This window comes from Bacillus sp. FJAT-29790 (assembly GCF_019039215.1).
Classification (GTDB): domain Bacteria; phylum Bacillota; class Bacilli; order Bacillales; family Cytobacillaceae; genus Cytobacillus.
Map to the genome: position 1 here is coordinate 1,666,070 of NZ_JAHNZZ010000001.1, position 17,666 is coordinate 1,683,735.

19 protein-coding genes and 1 pseudogene are annotated in these 17,666 nt (G+C 38.3%); 10 read left to right on the plus strand and 10 right to left on the minus strand.

Annotation, left to right across the window (positions count from 1 at the left end):
- Positions 1 to 153 precede the first annotated feature (153 nt).
- Positions 154 to 378 (plus strand): hypothetical protein, encoded by a 225-nt coding sequence (locus tag BGM26_RS07810; protein WP_217039219.1) that lies wholly within the window; start codon positions 154 to 156, stop codon positions 376 to 378.
- Positions 379 to 1,066: 688 nt separating this feature from the next.
- On the opposite strand, the gene BGM26_RS07815 is transcribed toward BGM26_RS07810, so the two are convergent.
- Both BGM26_RS07815 and BGM26_RS07820 read right to left on the minus strand, forming a co-directional pair.
- Positions 1,067 to 1,654 (minus strand): PepSY domain-containing protein, encoded by a 588-nt coding sequence (locus BGM26_RS07815; protein ID WP_217039220.1) that lies wholly within the window; start codon positions 1,652 to 1,654, stop codon positions 1,067 to 1,069.
- Positions 1,655 to 1,816: 162 nt separating this feature from the next.
- Positions 1,817 to 2,140, minus strand: a complete 324-nt coding sequence (locus BGM26_RS07820; protein ID WP_254119137.1) for a DUF4870 domain-containing protein — start codon at positions 2,138 to 2,140, stop codon at positions 1,817 to 1,819.
- 300 nt (positions 2,141 to 2,440) lie between these two features.
- Between BGM26_RS07820 and BGM26_RS07825 the strand changes: the two genes are divergently transcribed.
- The 4 genes from BGM26_RS07825 (at position 2,441) to BGM26_RS07840 (ending at position 6,286) form a co-directional block, all read left to right on the plus strand.
- Positions 2,441 to 3,220 carry an undecaprenyl-diphosphate phosphatase gene (locus BGM26_RS07825; RefSeq protein ID WP_217040702.1) on the plus strand — a complete coding sequence of 260 codons (780 nt, stop codon included), beginning with the start codon at positions 2,441 to 2,443 and terminating at the stop codon, positions 3,218 to 3,220.
- 36 nt (positions 3,221 to 3,256) lie between these two features.
- Positions 3,257 to 3,850 carry an undecaprenyl phosphate transporter UptA gene (uptA, locus tag BGM26_RS07830; RefSeq protein WP_217039224.1) on the plus strand — a complete coding sequence of 198 codons (594 nt, stop codon included), beginning with the start codon at positions 3,257 to 3,259 and terminating at the stop codon, positions 3,848 to 3,850.
- A gap of 450 nt (positions 3,851 to 4,300) precedes the next feature.
- Positions 4,301 to 5,425 (plus strand): amidohydrolase, encoded by a 1,125-nt coding sequence (locus BGM26_RS07835; protein ID WP_217039226.1) that lies wholly within the window; start codon positions 4,301 to 4,303, stop codon positions 5,423 to 5,425.
- A gap of 300 nt (positions 5,426 to 5,725) precedes the next feature.
- Complete coding sequence (locus tag BGM26_RS07840) at positions 5,726 to 6,286, plus strand: GNAT family N-acetyltransferase (protein WP_217039228.1); 561 nt, start codon at positions 5,726 to 5,728, stop codon at positions 6,284 to 6,286.
- Between the two features lie 201 nt (positions 6,287 to 6,487).
- Here the strand turns inward: BGM26_RS07840 and BGM26_RS07845 are convergent, their stop codons facing one another.
- Entirely contained in the window at positions 6,488 to 6,646 is a 159-nt protein-coding gene (locus BGM26_RS07845) for a hypothetical protein (protein ID WP_217039230.1), read from the minus strand.
- A gap of 260 nt (positions 6,647 to 6,906) precedes the next feature.
- On the minus strand, positions 6,907 to 7,062 hold the full coding sequence (locus BGM26_RS07850) for a YflJ family protein (RefSeq protein WP_217039231.1): 156 nt from the start codon (positions 7,060 to 7,062) through the stop codon (positions 6,907 to 6,909).
- 230 nt (positions 7,063 to 7,292) lie between these two features.
- On the opposite strand from BGM26_RS07850, the gene BGM26_RS07855 reads away from it, so the two are divergent.
- Positions 7,293 to 8,663 carry an MATE family efflux transporter gene (locus tag BGM26_RS07855; RefSeq protein WP_217039232.1) on the plus strand — a complete coding sequence of 457 codons (1,371 nt, stop codon included), beginning with the start codon at positions 7,293 to 7,295 and terminating at the stop codon, positions 8,661 to 8,663.
- Between the two features lie 12 nt (positions 8,664 to 8,675).
- Here BGM26_RS07855 and BGM26_RS07860 read toward each other — a convergent pair whose 3' ends face one another.
- Positions 8,676 to 9,500: an SDR family oxidoreductase gene (locus BGM26_RS07860; RefSeq protein WP_217039234.1), complete on the minus strand. Its 825-nt coding sequence runs from the start codon at positions 9,498 to 9,500 to the stop codon at positions 8,676 to 8,678.
- 466 nt (positions 9,501 to 9,966) lie between these two features.
- Here BGM26_RS07860 and BGM26_RS07865 point away from each other — a divergent pair, with 466 nt between their 5' ends.
- The gene (locus tag BGM26_RS07865) at positions 9,967 to 10,437 is read left to right on the plus strand and encodes an Hsp20/alpha crystallin family protein (RefSeq protein ID WP_217039235.1); all 471 of its coding nucleotides are present in this window, start codon (positions 9,967 to 9,969) and stop codon (positions 10,435 to 10,437) included.
- 39 nt (positions 10,438 to 10,476) lie between these two features.
- Complete coding sequence (locus BGM26_RS07870) at positions 10,477 to 10,977, plus strand: Hsp20/alpha crystallin family protein (protein WP_217039236.1); 501 nt, start codon at positions 10,477 to 10,479, stop codon at positions 10,975 to 10,977.
- 71 nt (positions 10,978 to 11,048) lie between these two features.
- Here the strand turns inward: BGM26_RS07870 and BGM26_RS07875 are convergent, their stop codons facing one another.
- Positions 11,049 to 11,816: a CAP domain-containing protein gene (locus BGM26_RS07875; RefSeq protein ID WP_217039237.1), complete on the minus strand. Its 768-nt coding sequence runs from the start codon at positions 11,814 to 11,816 to the stop codon at positions 11,049 to 11,051.
- An 840-nt stretch (positions 11,817 to 12,656) separates the two neighbouring features.
- Positions 12,657 to 13,109 (minus strand): FixH family protein, encoded by a 453-nt coding sequence (locus BGM26_RS07880; RefSeq protein WP_217039238.1) that lies wholly within the window; start codon positions 13,107 to 13,109, stop codon positions 12,657 to 12,659.
- Between the two features lie 409 nt (positions 13,110 to 13,518).
- On the opposite strand from BGM26_RS07880, the gene BGM26_RS07885 reads away from it, so the two are divergent.
- Positions 13,519 to 14,295, plus strand: a complete 777-nt coding sequence (locus BGM26_RS07885) for a DeoR/GlpR family DNA-binding transcription regulator (protein ID WP_217039239.1) — start codon at positions 13,519 to 13,521, stop codon at positions 14,293 to 14,295.
- Positions 14,296 to 14,299: 4 nt separating this feature from the next.
- Positions 14,300 to 15,163, plus strand: coding sequence for a Cof-type HAD-IIB family hydrolase (locus BGM26_RS07890; RefSeq protein ID WP_217040703.1), 864 nt, complete (start codon positions 14,300 to 14,302; stop codon positions 15,161 to 15,163).
- Positions 15,164 to 15,352: 189 nt separating this feature from the next.
- On the opposite strand, the pseudogene BGM26_RS21475 reads toward BGM26_RS07890, so the two are convergent.
- The 3 genes and pseudogenes from BGM26_RS21475 to BGM26_RS07900 all read right to left on the minus strand — a co-directional run.
- Positions 15,353 to 15,591: pseudogene (locus tag BGM26_RS21475) on the minus strand (phage tail protein); the annotation flags it as partial.
- A gap of 14 nt (positions 15,592 to 15,605) precedes the next feature.
- A complete protein-coding gene (locus BGM26_RS07895; protein ID WP_217039240.1) occupies positions 15,606 to 16,046 on the minus strand; it encodes a GyrI-like domain-containing protein in 441 nt (146 codons plus the stop codon).
- 732 nt (positions 16,047 to 16,778) lie between these two features.
- Positions 16,779 to 17,297 carry a GNAT family N-acetyltransferase gene (locus BGM26_RS07900; protein ID WP_217039241.1) on the minus strand — a complete coding sequence of 173 codons (519 nt, stop codon included), beginning with the start codon at positions 17,295 to 17,297 and terminating at the stop codon, positions 16,779 to 16,781.
- Positions 17,298 to 17,666 lie beyond the last annotated feature (369 nt).

The following is a 17,666-nucleotide window of genomic DNA, read 5'->3' on the forward strand; positions in this document are numbered from 1 at the left end:
TTTAATTAACCTGCTTCCTCCGCATGAAGCATGCAACATTTTTTTCTTTACTAATTTGGTCTAAATCGAACGATAATCATATATTTTATATGAAGGATGCAAGATGAGTATTTTTCATGTAACACATTCCATATGAAATAGGTGAGACAAAAAATGATTGCTGTACATTTTTTTGAAAACAAAATCCTGTTATTAAGTCAGCTACTTAATCGTGTTCCATCCGCAGGTGATGATTTAACAATTAAAGGTCGTAAAGGAAAGGTTTCAAGTGTTAAAAGTATGGATGAAAAAAATATTCATGTGCAAGTTATCTTTGAAATCATTAATAATAAAAATAAACCCGTTGTCGATCATTCGAAAAAGAAAAAAGGGAAATAAATATATGATTTTGCGGGATACAGCATTTTACCCTTATATTGGCGATTTTTAGACTAGGAATCGCGATATCCCAATAAAAAATGACTATCAATTTAGCATACAATTGATAGTCATTTTTTTCGAAAGATAAACCCTTGGTAGCGAAAGGCTTTTCCGTCTGTTTTTATTTGTACCTTTGTTATAATATTAATGCTAAGCTTTATTATATGAATAGAGTGGTCTGTAATGAATAAAAACAAATGAAAAATGCTTATCACAGTAATGGCCACCATCACTATACTATCAATCGGGACTATAAGGGGTATCCAAATTGAAAGAAATTACCAAACGAACAAACCTATATTAGAAGCGTGCATAATGAAGGCACTGTGGTGATAGCACAGAAGCATTTCTGGTCTCTTACATCAGCTACTTGTGAATAAGATTAAATTTTTTTAACCTGATATCCGAAGTCTTTTATTATGCCTTCTTATCTTCTAACGAACAGTGCTAGGCACTGTTTGCTAGATCTCCGTTGCTTTACCGCTTTTCCCTTTTCGAGTAGATTCCGGGCATCAATAACCCCCAATGGTGACCGCATTCACTCCTTTTTTCCAATTCCGGACATCATCAGCCACTCATGATGACCACTTTTGCGATTTCCCAATGTTTCCGGGCACCATCAGTCCTATGTAATCATACTTCAACCCTAATCCACTTCGTCATATCTCAATACTTCTCCAGTGGTTGCATCCACAATTACACCCGCTTCAAGGCGATGGGTTGTACTTATTTCTATATCATAAACTAAGCGATTGTTATAGGTATCCAAATGTATTTCGGTTACAGCTCCTCTTACCCTGTTTAATGCGATTTGCTTTGCTTCTTCGATAGAAATGGTTGCTGCGACGCTTTCACTTTGAAGCTTACTATGAGTGATTTCCAAAATCTTACCTGTTGAGGCATCAATATCCACTTCATAAATTCGATCGTCTTTCAAAATTGTCACTTCGAATTCTTTCGACCCGTCATTATTTACTTCTATATGACTAGCCTTTACAAGACCGCCTTTTAATACGTCTAAAGCAATTTGCTCTGCTTTGACTTCATTAATTATTTGTTTGGTCTCATTCATTTCGACAGTTCTATTTATTCCTGCAGATTCATTCGTTTGCATCGGTTTATTTAATTGTGCGGTTTCATTTGTTTGTTCAGTTTTAGGATTGACACCTTTAATAGCATATACACTAACACCTGCTACGATAGCAGCGATAAGTATTTTTGTTTTTATTTTCATGCCGAAAACCTCCCCTTGATGTTACAGGATGTTTTTAGTGTCTCCAGCATCTAGTGTTTCTATTTTTAAAAAAATCGGTTGTCTTTGAAATTGTCGGCCGTCTCACTATCAAATAAGCCGACCGACAATTTATGATTATTAACCGCAGACCATTAAATCCCCCTACCGAATGATCCGAAACACAAACGGAATTTCGTATTCCTTCCCTTCGTATGCTTTCACTGCTGCAATAATTGTAAAAACAAAGGCGAGTATACCGACGATCCAAATCGTCACAAATCCAATCAAAATAACCATAAGAATCGTGCTGATTATACTATAAACCCCGTAGGAAATAAGGAAGTTGAAATACTCTTTCCCGTGGTAATCAACAAACGATGATTCGTTTTTCTTTAGGAGCCAGATCACTAGCGGTCCGATGAATGTAGTAAAGAAGCTTGAGACATAAATGGCTGCAGCTAACAGCCTCTCATCATTTGATGGCATTTTTAATTCCTCCATTACATTTTTTGATAAGGATTTTCCTTAGTGGTTTTCTAAAAAGAGCGAATGATTTCTTCTTATTATCTTATTTACGCCATAAACATCAAAAGGTTTCGTACTTTTTCAAAAAACATCTAGCCTCTTAGGTTCAGCACACTTCTTTTCCTGTTCTTGTTTGGGACAACATGAATAAACTGATATAGACAACCATTTCATTTAACTGATCGAATGATTGCTTTCCTGCAAGAAAGCAATCTCATACGGAAGCTAAATTTACGTTTTCAAAAAGGATGATCTTATATGATGTCTAAATTAGAAGCCTTTATCCTTGGAATTATCCAAGGACTTACTGAGTTTCTTCCCATCTCCAGCACTGGGCATTTATATCTCGGCAGGCACTTATTCGGGCTTGATGAAGCCGGGCTTTTTCTAGATACGATGCTTCACGTTGGTACATTGCTTGCGGTTCTTGTAATATATAAGAGTGAATTGCTTCAGATCCTAAAAAAACCATTCGGGAAGCTTTCGATGCTTCTCGTCATCGGGACGATTCCAGCGGTGATTGTCGGTGTTTTATTTAGTGATTTGTTTGATTCGATATCAAAATCGGGGATTACGATTGGATGGGAGTTTTTATTTACTGGATTGATTCTTTGGATGGCAGACAGGATTAAAAACGGTTCCAAGAGAATGGACACGATTGGATTCGGAGACGCTTTATTTATCGGTACTTTCCAGGCGTTCGCGATATTCCCAGCTGTTTCAAGGTCTGGACTTACGATTGCGGCAGGGTTATTTAGAAAATTAGACAGAGAAACGGCAGCCTATTTCTCCTTCTTATTATCGATTCCCGCGATCGCCGGAGGAATTGTTTTTCAATTTGGCGAAATGTTATCAAGTCGGTCTGAAGCGATGTCCTTCAGCAGCTTATTAATCGCTACCATTTCCTCCGCGTTATTCGGCTATATGGCGGTTGTCTGGATGATTAACTTTCTGAAAAGGAAATCGCTGAAAATATTTGCGATATATGTCTGGATCCTCGGCATTCTCATCCTATTCCTACAAATGACGGGGATATTCTAAATCCCTCACTATTGGTCAACTTAGGGGGTTAGCATAATGAAGGAATTGATTCTTTCGATTTTTGACATTTTGTCACAGCTTGGCTATTTTGGCATTGCGTTAGGCTTAATGGTTGAAGTTATTCCAAGCGAAATTGTTTTAAGCTATGGAGGCTATTTAATCAGCACCGGAAAAATTAATTTCTTGGGCGCTTTGATAGCAGGTATCATCGGAGGTACGTTTGCCCAGCTTTTCTTATATTGGATCGGTGTATATGGAGGGCGCCCGTTTCTTGACAAGTATGGGAAATTTCTATTGATTAAGAAGTCTCATTTAGATGCTTCTGAAAAATGGTTCCAAAAATATGGGACAGGCGTTATTTTTTCAGCTCGTTTTGTTCCGATCATTCGTCATGCAATTTCGATCCCTGCAGGTATTGCAAAAATGCCGCTCTCCACTTTTACGATCTATACCGTTGCAGCGATGGTTCCTTGGACCGTTTTGTTTTTGTTATTGGGCATGAAGCTTGGGGAACACTGGAGAGATATTAAACAATTTGCACAGCCTTACATCTTGCCAATTATCATCATTGCCGTTGTTTCTATCGTCATTTATTTTCTCTATAAAAAATGGAAAGAAAGAGCACGTTAATTAAGAGGCTGACTCCAGATCAAACGGAGTCAGCCTTTTAGTTAAGCTGTTTTCGTAAACCTTGTTGCTTTTTTAGTGTGATTTTATATAAATATCTGAGTTGATTGGAGCGTAGGGCACTTGACTCCTCGAAAATGCTATCGCATTTCCTTCGTGCGTGGGCAGATTCAAGGATGTAAATTCAGTGTCCTGCGTGGAATAGAGGGAAACGGGAGACCCCACAGGCGGTAACGCCGAGGAGGCTCCCGTCCCTCCCCGCGGAAAGCAAGTGCCCGCAGCGGAAATCAACGGGCAATCTTTGAAGACTAAAAACAATAATATATGCGAAAACAGCCTTTTTTAAAAAAACAATCCCTAAAATTAATCTATTTCGGAAAATTCTTTCTCATTTTAGTGTTGCTCTTGATATGATATTAATAAAACATTATTTTGCAACAAGGAAGGATCCTCATGTCAAAATTATTATTAAAAAATGCAAGGATTTATCCCATTACTTCATCTCCTTTTCTTGGCGATGTGTTGGTCGAGAACGGAAAAATAGTGAAGACGGATAAATATATTCAAACCGATTCAGATGTGAAAATAATTGATTGCAACAACCAGTATTTGCTGCCAGGATTTATTGATGTCCATACTCATTTAGGTCTTTATGATGAAGGCACCGGCTGGGCTGGAAATGATGCCAATGAAACGGCTGAATTAATGAGCCCGCATGTCCGTGCCATGGACGGGGTCTATCCACTTGATCCAGCTTTTACGGACGCTGTTAAATTTGGCATTACAACTGTCCATATTATGCCAGGCAGTTCCAATGTGATCGGCGGTACAACATCCGTGATTAAAACAGCAGGAAAAAACATCAAAAAAATGCTTGTTCAAGAAACCGCTGGATTAAAAATTGCCCTTGGAGAGAATCCGAAACGAATCCACAGTCAGGGAAATAAAGACTCCATTACACGAATGGGAATCATGGGTATGTTAAGAGAAACATTTTATGAAGCCAAACGTGGAGATCATTCTGATTCACTACGAACAGCGCCGATCATCCAAGCACTTAACAGAGAAATTCCCGTAAGAGTCCATGCTCACCGTGCAGATGATATCGTCTCTGCCATTCGATTTGCCGAAGAGTTCGATCTTGATTTACGCATTGAACATTGTACAGAGGGTCATCTGATCGCTGATGAACTAGCTGGGATTGGCTTAAAAGTGTCAGTCGGCCCGACATTAACTAGACGATCTAAGGTCGAATTAAAAAACAAAACGTGGAAAACATACCAGGAGCTAACGGATCATGGAGTGGAGGTTTCGATCACAACCGATCATCCTTACACCCCGATTCAATATTTAAATTTATGTGCAGCCATCGCCGTTCGTGAAGGCATGCCTGAGCAAAAAGCTTTGGAAGGCATCACCATCCTTCCAGCAAAAAATCTCCGTATTGACAAGCAGCTCGGCAGTATTGAAGCTGGAAAAGATGCCGACTTAGTGCTTTGGAGTCATCATCCTTTTCATTATTTAGCCAAGCCAAAATGGACAATGATTGAAGGAAACTTTGTCTATAAAGAATTGTAAAAAATTTATAAATTTAATGTTGAAATTTGACACAAAATCTTAATAAAAATAAACCAAAAAAACTATTCCCTTTTTTATTTTTTTTTAGTATTATACGATTGTAAAAGATGTTTTTCTGGAAAAATAAATATCTGAAACGATAGCTAGGGAAGGCAAATGGTGCGCCACCAGTCATACTGGTTCTAGTGGGTTCGATTCCCACCCCGAAATTTTTTAGCAACATTACAAAAAATTTCGAGGGTGGACCGGAGTCTCTATTTGGCATGGAGTAGGACTGTCCTCATTTTGGAGGGATAACCTATGATCAAGAAACGTGATTTTCATGAATGCCATATTTTGTTTGATTTAATGACGCATCCAGATGTCTTCCCTTATGTGCGTCAAAAGGCCAATTGCTATGATGAATTTATTTTTATGACAAAGCAAACAATTGAAGCGGAGGAACGTGGCGAACTCATATCACGCACGATTCTTGACGAATGGGGCGCTCCAATTGGGACGATTAATTTATTTGATATTAGCGAGAATGCAGGATTTTTAGGGACTTGGCTAGGAAAACCTTATCACGGAAAGGGTTATAACCAATTAGCAAAGGACGCCTTTTTCAATGAACTGTTCTACGAAGTAGGTATTGAAACCATTTACATGCGAATTAGAAAAGTAAACATCCGATCCCAGAAAGCCGCGGAAAAACTCCCATACGTCATTCACGCAAATGAAACAAGCAAATCCATATATGACCAATTAAATGTCAATGGGCCAATTTATGATCTATATGAAATTCCCAAGGATTTATATACGCTCCATGTCTTACGTAACGGTGCGGAAAACCAAGAATCGTCTCATTTAATGGAAGCCTAATAAATAATACATGCCAAAAGCCAATTTATTTTAAATTGGCTTTTTATTTAGCCTCATTTCGAGGAGATTGTTGAAGAGATTTCGTACCACACCCCCTTTGCGTGACCGTTTTCACCTTTTCAATATGATTCATATCGTTCAAAAAAAAAAGCTTTCTAAAACAACCTTCCATTAAAAATAGCTGCACATATGTGCAGCCATTTAATCTGTAACATTCGTATCAAAACCATCCGGTATTTCGCTAATGCCCATTTGTGCTAACATCTCATCTAGTTCTTCATTCGTCAGGGTTTCAAAGCGACCATCGTGAAACATGACCTGTGTTTGATTTGGATTAATCCGGTTTAAGTTAAAGCTCATGATCCTCGCTCCTTTGGGGTGAATGTATTAGAAAGGACAATGACTAGCGAAAAAACAATTGATTACTATCTATATTTCACATAAGAAGCTGCTTTCATTCATGGTTTTCAAAAGTTCACATAATTGCAAAATAAATATGACAAATTTATAAATGATCTTTTTTTGTTGACGAATGGCATACAATGAATCTAAACAAGCATTTATCGGCGCAAACGCTAAAAATAAAAAAGTTCCCTAGCCAATGAAGGGAACTTTTCCTCTTATTTTTCTGTATCCTTGCTTACCAGTTCTAAATATAGATTTCGAACAACAAATGTTTTATACAGTTCAAGTTTCCTGAATTCAACCGGGTGTTTTGTCATGCCTGCTTCCTTTAATTTTTGAATGTACCAGCCTTTTGACCCCTGATAAGCCATTACCCATCTCCTCCTTATTGCTTGTCCATTTAACTATATGCTTGAGATGAGCGTTCATGACTTTTTTAGGAGATCTTTTCATGTTTGAAAGCAAGCTTTGAGATAAGGGATTCTATTGAATTTCGCAAAAATGACCTACTATGTAATACAAGTTCAAAAAAAAGAAATTTGTTTCTCATCAAATGTGATATAATTTCCTATTGTTATCTAATTAGAAAGAGGACTGTATCATGAATCAAACATTTTCAAAAAAAGCGAAACTACAGCAGCTGCTGTTCATTTTAATCCCGATTCTAATTACACAGCTTGCGATGTTTTCGATGAGTTTTTTTGACACGATGATGTCGGGGCATTACCGTTCAAAAGATTTGGCAGGTGTCGCGATTGGTTCTTCGATTTGGCTGCCTGTGTATACGGGTTTGAGTGGAATTCTGCTATCGATTACACCGATTGTCGCTCAGCTTATCGGAAGCAAAAAGCGGAGCGAAGTTGCCTATTCCGTCATTCAAGGAGTTTATCTTGCCGTCATTATGGCTGTTATCGTATTGATTGCCGGTGCTTATACCCTCAATCCACTTTTAAATGGAATGAGTCTTGAACCCGAGGTACAACAAACGGCGCACGATTTTTTAGTTGCTTTAAGCTTTGGAATCATTCCATTATTCATTTATAATGTCATTCGTTCTTTTATCGATGCCCTCGGCAAAACGCGTGTATCGATGATTATTACGTTACTGGCTCTCCCAATAAATATTGTTTTTAATTACCTGCTGATCTTCGGAAAATTCGGCTTTCCAGAGCTTGGAGGTGTCGGCTCAGGGTACGCAACCGCGATTACCTACTGGCTGATTACCGCTTATTCCATTTATGTTGTTCACAAGCACAGCCCTTTTTCTGCTTTTGGTATTTTTCATCGGTTCTATGCCATTTCATTAGCAAAATGGAAGGAAATCCTACTGATCGGTGTCCCTATTGGGTTATCGATCTTCTTTGAGACGAGTATTTTTGCGGCAGTGACCTTGTTCATGAGTCATTTTAATACAGCGACAATCGCCGCCCATCAAGCGGCACTTAATTTTGCTTCATTACTTTATATGGTCCCGCTGAGTATTTCGATGGCATTAACAATCGTCGTTGGATTTGAAATCGGGGCTAAGCGATTTAAGGATGCAAAGGCCTATAGCTGGATCGGGGTTTCGATTGCGGTCCTATTGGCTTTCATCTGTGGATTCATCTTATTCATGCTGCGGACGGAAGTTGCTGGCATTTATACGAAGGATCAGGAGGTCATTAATTTAACCGCACAGTTTTTGTTATATGCGATATTCTTCCAACTTTCAGATGCCATTCAAGCTCCTATCCAAGGGGCATTAAGGGGATATAAGGACGTCAATGTCACATTTGTTATGTCCCTTATTTCTTACTGGGTAATCGGGCTTCCATTTGGATACTATCTAGCAAATAACACGAGCTGGGGAGCGTTCGGTTACTGGATCGGCCTAATCACAGGCCTGGCAGCAGGTGCTATTTGCTTATTAGGCAGGCTCATCTATATACAAAAAAAGTACGCCCGTACAAAGTCGGCACTTGCTATAAAATAAACAGGGAAAGATTCACTCTTTCCCCGTTTTCAACCTTTCTCGATTCCCAACAACATCTTGCCCTTCCCCGCGGGCAACTTTCCCTAAAACGTCTTTCCCGCCGGTAACTGGAATGATACTTCCAGTAATAAAATCAGAGCTTTCGTCAACTAAAAAGGAAATCACTCTTGCGATATCCTCCCCTGTTCCCGGTCTGCCCACTGGTGTCGCATTGTCAATGATATCAGCAGCATGGACAATCTCTTTTTCTTTCCAATCCCCAATAATATCTCCAGGGCAAACCATATTTACGGTAATGCCATGATTCGCTTCTTCAAGAGCAATCGTTTTTGTTAATGAAGCAGCACCGCTTTTTGCAGCGGCAAAAGCAGAGCGATAAATCCAGCCTGGTGCTGTTTCTACCCGGTCAAACCCAACGGTAATCATTCGTCCCCACCGATTTTCTCTCATCCCAGGAATTAGTAATTTTGATAAATAAAAAATGGCATTTAAATTTCCGTTGATTAAATAATTCCATTCCTCAAACGAATAATCCGTCATTGTTTTTCTTTCGTGTATATAGGGACCTGCATTATGAATAAGAATATCAATGACAGGAAAGAAGGATAATGCTTCCTCTACAAACTTCTGACAATCATCAAGCTTTGTGATATCTCCATTTAGAGCGATATTTCTAGTCCCAAATCTTGCTGTTAATTCATTCGCAAGGGCGATCGCTTCCATTTTGCTTTTATTATAATTGATGGCTAGATGAACACCCTTTTCAGCCAGCTGAAACGCTGTCCTTTTGCCGATGCCGGTTGCTCCTCCCGTTATTAATGCAGTTTTTTCTCGCACAATCATACCTCTCAATTTTTGACATTTTAGTTTTTTAATAAAAAGTGTTCTTGTGTACCTAAGCATTCTTGTATGACTTGTGAAGAGGTCAAGGTTAAGTCAATAGGCAATCAAGGATCACCGATCGCCTTTATTAAATTCCATCTTAACATTAAAAGCGAAATTCAGTTGTATAAACCCCATTAATCATTTCATTAATATCATTATATTAGTAAGGACCTACATCATATGCAAATATAATGCAATCCACCATCTGCATAAAGTGAAGCTTCCATCGGTGGGGGTTTTACTGTCCGTTAATCTGCGATAAATTTTTTCTTAACGAATAGGCATTTATTTGCATAGGATAAAGTGAAACTTCATCCATTGAGGTTTTTGCAATACACAAGATCATATTCTCACTCTCCGACGCAAAAAATTGACAGATAACTGACTTTTCTTTGTTTTTTTGAAAGGATGATCGCGCATGTTCCCTTGGAATTTATTCCCGGTTAATAAGGATACAAAAAAGATGATGCAGCAGGTGAAGCCTGAGGAGATCGACAAGTATGTCAAAAACATCATGGGGCAAATGATTCCCCAACATATGCAAGGGATGATGAATCCGCAAGAATATATGCAAGGGTTTGGCAACCAGGCAAGTCCAGATGTCCAAACATCCACTCTGCCTTCTTCCGTATTCGAGACACATGATCATGTATATGTCAGAGTGGCCATAAAAAAAGAAGAATGGCTGAAAGAAATGAAACTTTATCATACGTCTAACCAAATGATAATCGAACATATCCCTGAATTAAACGACAAGCATACGATCACGCTGCCTGCACTAGTCAGAAAAAAAGGCACAACTGCCAATTTTAAAGAAGGTACCTTAGAAATAAAAATCCCGAAAAATGTTGATATGCAATTCTCTGAAATTGACGTGACAGAAATATAATAATTTTGTATGATTCCTAAAAACGGAGGGCAGAGTCCGATGGATATCGAAAAATTGCAGCAGCTGATGAGTTTATCAAATCAGTACAAAGCGCAATACTTTTGGAAAGATGTATTTGCAAGTGACAATATATGTATGGATCATATGCATCCGTCCGATACTGCGAAACAGACGGAGGCTTTTTTTTCGAAGCAGGATGTTTTCCCCCGCTGTGATGTATATGCAACGAACGAAAGTCTAGTGATTGATGCCGAACTCCCTGGTGTTGAGAGAAGTGAAATTAAAGTCTTTCTATATCAGGAGGAACTTGTGATAACAGGGGAATGTAAAACACTGAAATCAGGACTGCAATATTATATCAAGGAAAGACCAAACAGGAAATTTGAAAAAAAGCTAACCATTCCCGTGTCCATAAACAGAAGTGCAATTGAAACGCATTTTACCAATGGCATCCTCACCATTATCTTGCCAATCATGAAAGAGGATGCTGAAAAGATACCAATTAAGGTTGACGAAGATGAATCTAGTTCTAGTGAATAAAACGACTTCTTAAGAGAAAAATAAAATAGAACAGCCCTCCATTAGGAGAGCTGTTCTGCTAAAATAGCCGATTATTTACCGATGAACATTTGTGTCCAGTAGTTACCTTCCGCTACATGTCCAACACCGATATGTGTAAAGCTTGGGTTTAGGATATTTTTACGGTGACCTTCACTGTTCATCCAAGCATTGACAACTTCTTGAGGTGATTGTTGACCCATGGCAATGTTTTCACCTGCACTGCTATACGAGATCCCGAATTGTTTCATCATATCAAACGGTGATCCGTAAGTTGGGCTATTATGGTCAAAATAACCTTTTGCTTTCATATCACTTGATTTCGCACGTGCCACCTTGCTTAATTCATTATCAAGCTTGAGAGCTGGTACCCCATTTTTTACACGTTCTTGATTCGTTAATTCAAATACCTGTTGTTCGAATGCACTTACTAATGAAGCAGTTGGTGTTTCTGCTTTTGGCTGTGCAGCTTGTGCCGGCTGCTGTTGTACAGGTATTTGTGCCGGTGCTTGTACAGATGGCTGTTGCTGAACTGGTGCTTGTCCTGCTGGAGCTTGTACAGGTTGCTGATATTGATATTGTGGCGGTTGCATTTGCTGACCGAATCCTTGGAAACCGTTCAATTGAATATTGAAATCTTTCATAAATTTCTGAAGCATGCTATTCACTTGATTAAAATCAATATTAGTAGATTGAGAGGAATTTTCTTTTCCTTGTTCAGGAATAGGACAATTGGAAGCTGCGTCCGCCTTGTTTAATACCGGATTAGAAACTAGTAAGGCTGCTGCCGCTGCTACTGAAAAAAACATTTTTTTCTTCATGTTTGATATCCTCCCTGGATGTTTAATTTTTTTTTGGTGCTGTGTAACTTGCACAATCATCATAACACGGTGTTTCTCGTAATATTTTAGGAAGGATTTCACATTTCACTAGACTAGTAGACATTTTTAGGGTTTCAAAGAATGAAATTGTACAAGAATGTAAGCAAATCCCCGATTTAATTGAGTTTTGCTAAAATCTAATTGGATAATGCTGTTATGGGTTAAATATACATATGTGGAAGATGGCGATAATGCATTCCATATTAATACTAAAAGATCGCTGTTGACAGGTTTTTTGAGAGCGAATTTCCTTTACTTTTGTTACATAGGCGTTACAAATATGAAGAAATTATAAAGAGGAATTGAGTATGGAGGAAGAGTAAAAGTAACCTAAGACTAACCTGTTTCATTGTCACAAAAATGAATAAAGAAAAGGTGCATTACAGTTAAGTAACACACCTTCGGTTTAAAAGACGTTTTAAAAGACTGAGTCATCTTTCTATTCATCATGGCTTTGTTAAACGTAGCTGTTGATTTCCGCTGCAGGCACTCGCTTTCCGCGGGCGGTCGGGGAGCCTCCTCGTCGCTAACGCTCCTGCGGGGTCTCCCCTGACACGCTTTTCCCGCAGGACTTTGAATAATCATCTGCGAATAAACACCGCAAGAAGGAAATGCGAATGCATTTTCGAGGATCTCGTGCCTTCCGCTACAATCAACAGGTGCAATTATCAACATTAAGCTTTAACACAGCCTAAACAATAAAAAGAATAGTAGATCCTCTGTCATATTCAACATAGGATCCACTATTCATCATTGTACGGTAAATATGAGGCTGTCAAATTAATGACTGCTATGATCCCCTTCGTCCTCCATTCCTGTAGAAGACGAATTTTCCTCATGTTCACTTGGCTGGTCAATGATGAACTCTTTTTTAGGCATATTGTGCATGTTCCTTGCTGTTACATGTGAATAAATATAATACGTACCTTCTTCTGCAAAGCTTTTTTCCAAGCGGTAAATGCCATTTTCCGCATGTTCGACATTTATTTTTTCGTGGTTTTCATCATTCGCACGCCAAATTTCTAATTTCACATCTTCCGCATCCGTTACTGCCTCATCCCCATATATAACCTTTGCTTCAAAAACAACTGGATCATTCACTTCAGCCTTCTCAGGGGTAATCGTCAAGTCAACTTCAAGGAATTGGGGCTCTTCCTCTTTACTTCCTGCTGTACATGCTGTGATAAAAACGGACATAAACAGCAATGACAGGAACCAAAACCTTTTCTTCATATGAATATTCTCCTTTATTCGATTCACTTTACACTAATGATAACTGTTAATTGTGAGGTATACGTGAAAACTTTATCAATAACCTGAAACAATCAGCTTATATTTTTAATTAAATTATAGCATTTTTTTAAACCTCTCCAATCTGTTGTTTAAGTTAAAAAAAGCTTATTTAAGATATTTCATTTTTTTATCCTCTCTTCAAGTAACTATAAAATCCTATCCTATTATATGGACAGGAATGGGAATAAGCACCTCTTCCTTTTACCTTTTAATATGTAATGGATCTATTAAGAATCCCTATATTTTATTAGATAAAAAATTCAATTACTTATAAAAACTTATGCAAACTTGCATTATTACTTAAATTTCGTATAATTACTTATAAACACTTAATAAGCAGGTGGATTTTTTGTATCAAGAAGAAAGATTAATATTAATTATGGATTTCTTAAAAAAGCATAATAGGATTTCTGTTGAACAAATCTGCTCCCTTTTTGATGTGTCTAGAGATACTGCTAGAAGGGATCTTATTAGGCTGGAAGAAGAAAAATCTATTGTGAGAACACGAGGGGGAGCTATCCTTCCATCCGTTCATGTTGAAATCAAAAACTATACAAATCGCTTAAATACCGTAACGGAAGAAAAAAAGATTATTGGAAATAAGGCTTCATCATTAATTTATCCAGGTGATAGGGTGATCTTGGATACCTCGACAACCGTTCAACAATGTGCGGAGCAGATGGAAAACATGGATTGCACAATTATAACCAATTCGATTAACCAAGCTGAAATATTATCCTCCAAGTCAAAAGTCAATATCCAGCTCCTAGGAGGCACACTTCAAAAAGAGCACCGTTTTCTTTACGGCTCGACTGTTTTAGAAAAACTATCGAAATACCATGTAGATAAAGTGTTTATCGGAGTGGTAGGAATATCGGAAAATGGCTTAACGATCGCTCATGAGGAGGATGGCCTCGTCAAACGAAAAATGATCCAGCAAGCAAAGCAAGTGATCGTATTAGCTGATTGTACAAAATTAGGACGCACGGATTTTTTCCGTTTTGCTGATTTACAGGATATTGATCTTCTGATTACAGACCAAACTCCTCCAAAGGAGTTTAGAGAGCTGTTGCGTAAAAACAATGTCGAACTTTTAACCGCTAACCTTGAAGAGGGAGATGAATAAGGTGATGAAATTAATCGCTATCGATTTGGATGGCACGTTACTAAATGAAGAAAACCAAATTAGTAAGAAAAATTTGGAGGCGATCAAATTCGCCCAATCCAATGGGGTTGAAGTCGTTATTGCTACTGGACGGGCCCATTTTGATGTCCAAACCATTTTTAAAGAAACTGGATTAAGAACCTGGATTATTGGGGCCAATGGAGCGACAATTCACCAGCCAAACGGAGAACTGTTCCATTCTGTTTCGATAAATCAGCAGGATGCATTCCAAATCTTGAACTGGCTAGAGCAAGAAGAATACTATTATGAAATTTTCAGTAATGATTCCATATTGTCCCCACAGAACGGTCGAGAACTTTTAGCTATCGAAATGGATAGAATCAAAAGCGCAAATCCAGAAGTAAATATTAATCAGCTCATAGAGGCTTCTGAGAAGCAATATAGCCAAACCGGATTTTCCTTTATACCGTCCTATAAAGAACTGATCAATACCGATGTTGATGTTTATAATATACTTGCCTTTTCGTTTGATGAGGAAAAGCTCCATAAAGGGAAGGAACAATTTAAGGATATGAAAAATGTCACGATGGTTACGTCTGCTAAGCATAACTTTGAATTCGAACACAAAAAGGCATCAAAAGGAATTGCCTTAGAAATTTTGGCTAAAAAGCTTGCGATGAACCTAGCGGATACGGCTGCGGTTGGTGACAATTTTAATGATTTATCTATGCTCCAAATGGCTGGAAGAAGTGCCGCCATGGGAAATGCGCCAGAGGAAATCAAGAATTCCTGCCAAGAAGTAACACTGACGAATATTGATGACGGAGTGGCTCATTTTATTTACTCTTTACTGCGGGGCCCATTGTAATATCTTTCTTAAAGAACCCGGTTAGCCTAAAGCCACATTGGCGTAACGCAATAAGCGGCGTGACAATGTGGCTTTAGGCTAACCTGTGTATTCTACGATCATCCGAAGTAATTGGATGGCGATGCCACAAGTGGAAAAGTGGAAGGGAACATAGAAAAGTAATGCATTCGCTTTGATATTTTCCATTTAAAAACGCGATGTTTCCAAAGGTTTGGTTACAAACTCAATATCACGTTCCTCTTTCAAAATTCGCTTCACATAAACAAGGACCTCTTAGCTTTCGCTAGCTGGTACAACCGTAAATCCATGCTTATTTTTGTTCATGAAGTAACAGGATTCATTACTCGTAAACCAGCAAGCGTTTCCGCTACTGGTGAAGACTCTAAATCACCCGTAGACACATTTTTAAAATCAGCGAAATAAGGCATTTTCATCCTTCCTTTTAGCCGTTTCGCTGCCCCATCTCAACCGTTGCATTTGGCCCTCCCACATAGGCAAAATTCTTTGCTTCTGGCAACACTTGTCCAAAGGCAATGCCAGTAAGCATATTACTCAACTCATCAGCCGTCTTTCCTTCCCCTTTAATAACAAGGTATTCTCCCTTAGGAAATTGAATAACTCTAGATTCCTCTGGTACTGACGCCTCTGTCATGACGCCAGCATAATGCATCATCTTGTTATTCACCGCCTCGTTCACGGCAAAAATATAGCCATTTGTGGCTATGGCTTTTAAAGTGTCAAGTCTTCCATCTTGTTTGACAGCCCTCCAAAAGTCTGCTTTCTCTTTGATTATGCCAGCAAAGTCTGTGTAATCGCTCTTTAGCTCAGTTCCAATGCCCAAAACAGTAAAGCCCTCTTTTGTTGGTTCAATAAGGAATTTCAATTTAACTCCGAACTTTTTCCAAAAAAACACTTATTTCAGCGTGTCAATAACCGAATAAAATAACAGTTAATACCTTTAGAGGCATAGCGTAGACTGTATCAAAACTTTACCTAAGTTCATTCAATTATTAAAACTTTTTTTGTTTATATTTGCTTTATATAGTTTGTCATTAACTTGAATTGCTATTCCCTCTTCGAAATTTATATCCTTTACTTTAAAAATTTTACTTGGACTTTTATATGGATTTTGGTCTTCCGAGTAAGACACAATTGCTTGAATTTGAATAATTTTACCTATTTGTTCTTCAACCTCGTTAGTAGATAAAACTTCACCAGTCATTAGATAGGTAAAGTTATCTATTTTAATTACGGCCGGTGTAAGGTTAGTGAATTCAGCACTACTTAATTTGTTCGTGTTACATTCTGAAAGTAAAATAGAAACAAAAATTAAAACTATTATAATTGCTTTTTTCTATGTATTCACCCCTTTCTTCAGACTTATTAACTTCAATAACTTCCCATAAATATACCACTTCAACATACAATAAAAAAACATCTTCTTATTGACTTTTTTGACTATAACATCAAACCATTGTGTCACTTTAGGTGTTATTTTGCACCTATTTTAAGCACTATTTTGCACTATAAAAAAATATAAAAAGCCCAATTTCTTAACATTCAAATTAAGAAATTAGACTTTTATCATTACCTCAGAATAGCACCCATTTCTGGATTATCGTAGATCAAGGGCATAGAATATTGTGTCGTATCGAGCAGTTCCGACGGCTACAAAACGGGGCAATCTACCGTATTCCGAGAATCCTAGGGATTTGTACAGTTTGGCAGCCCGCGCGTTGTCACCACGGAAGTCAAGGGTTAGCACCTCAATCCCAGCATTGTCAGCAGCAGAGATCAACTGATTCATGAGTCGGCGCCCTAGGCCATGACCTTGATACCGTGGGTCGATTGCCACCTTTTCTATGTCGGCATGGGGATGATGGGTTGGACGATTGTAGCGTCTCCAGTACCCAATGCCAGCAAGATCTTGATCGACCCAAATTGCAATTAAGCATGCATTATTCTTTTCACTTGCAATGGCCAACTCTCGCAGTAGGCAACCCACCTCTTCTGTTGAGGGTGGATCAACCCACCCAATTGCTGCACCGTTTGAAACGAGTTCCTGTAATAACCGTGCCGCATTTTTTAAAAACGATAAGTCTTCTACGTTCCCTGCACCTACCGTACGTAACACAATGGAATTTTTCATTGGGCTCCCCCTCACTTATAATTATTCGATGAAAACAGGTAGTTTAGAAGCTATTCTTAACATTATAAATTCGAATTTCACTAAGTTTATTCAACAATCGGCCAGTTTCCACAATATAGGGTGCTCCCCCGCCCCTCCCTAAGAAGGGTTTACCATTGCAAAGCGATCTCCCGGCTGCAATTTTTTTGCTTAATTAACACATTAACTCCCACCCTTTTATTGCTTGATTATCTACGTATGGGTTTTTAAATTCTATGTAATCATCAAAATTACCTGCTTTTATTCAAGTTAATGGCCCGATCGTAATATAAGGTTAGCCAGATTTTTCTGGTTGACCTTTTTCTTTATGGTCTT